At 64.9% G+C, this 775-nt stretch carries 1 protein-coding gene; it reads right to left on the bottom strand.

What is annotated here, in order from left to right:
* Positions 1-47: 47 nt before the first annotated feature.
* On the bottom strand, positions 48-775 hold a 728-nt coding region (locus PYV61_RS26155; protein WP_275836824.1), incomplete at its 5' end, for a hypothetical protein.

Here is a 775-nt window from a genome sequence, read left to right as displayed (position 1 = left end):
CTCCATGTTCATGGCAGGGCCTTTCGGAGTGCTGCCGACGCGCGAGATCAGGCCGGCAGCTCGATCCTGAACCGATTGATGTGGAGCGCTCCGGAGACGCGCTGCGTGGGCATCGAGAGCGCCGCATCCTGTTGCGGGTACAAGGCCACGATCATGAAGTTCAGGAGCGGCCGCTGCAGGCACCGCGCGACGGGCGCGGCCGCGTAAGTGTCCTTCCGGCCCACGCTGGTCCCGATGCACTGAAAGAACGCGTCGCTGGGCGCGAGGTCCGCGGTGAAGGTTACGAAGCCGCTGTTCGTCAGGCCGGTGTCCCTGAGATGCGGCCAGCCAAGTCCAAAGCCGCCGAAGCCGAGCACATCGTCGATCAGCGCGCCGGTGAAGATGAAGTTGATCGGCTTGCCGGTGCCAGCTGGCGCCGCGAGGTCGTTGACCTGGAAGTGCAATGCCAACCGGACGTGCGGCGGAAGAAACAGATCGGACGCGCGAAGCCCAATCGTCAGCCGAGCATTCCGCAGGTCGGCGACGTTGGGAATGGCGCCGAGGTTCACGGCCGCGTTGCCGACGGCCAGCAGGTTGAGCATGCCCGGGCCCGGCCAGATGTGGTTGTGATCGGACCAGAGCCCGCCACCGGCATTGCAGTCGATTAGGCCATAGCCGCCGTCAGCAGCCTGGTAGGAGAGCGGATCATAGGACGCGAGCGTCGCGCTATCCACCGAACCATGGGCCGTCGTGAAGGCGTTGCAATCGGCTTGGCTGTCGAAGCTGTTGTCATAAT

Origin of the sequence: Roseisolibacter sp. H3M3-2 (assembly GCF_029211165.1) — a bacterium.
GTDB lineage: Bacteria > Gemmatimonadota > Gemmatimonadetes > Gemmatimonadales > Gemmatimonadaceae > Roseisolibacter.
Note: the sequence above shows the minus strand (reverse complement) of the source record. Positions and strands in the feature narration are given on the sequence as shown.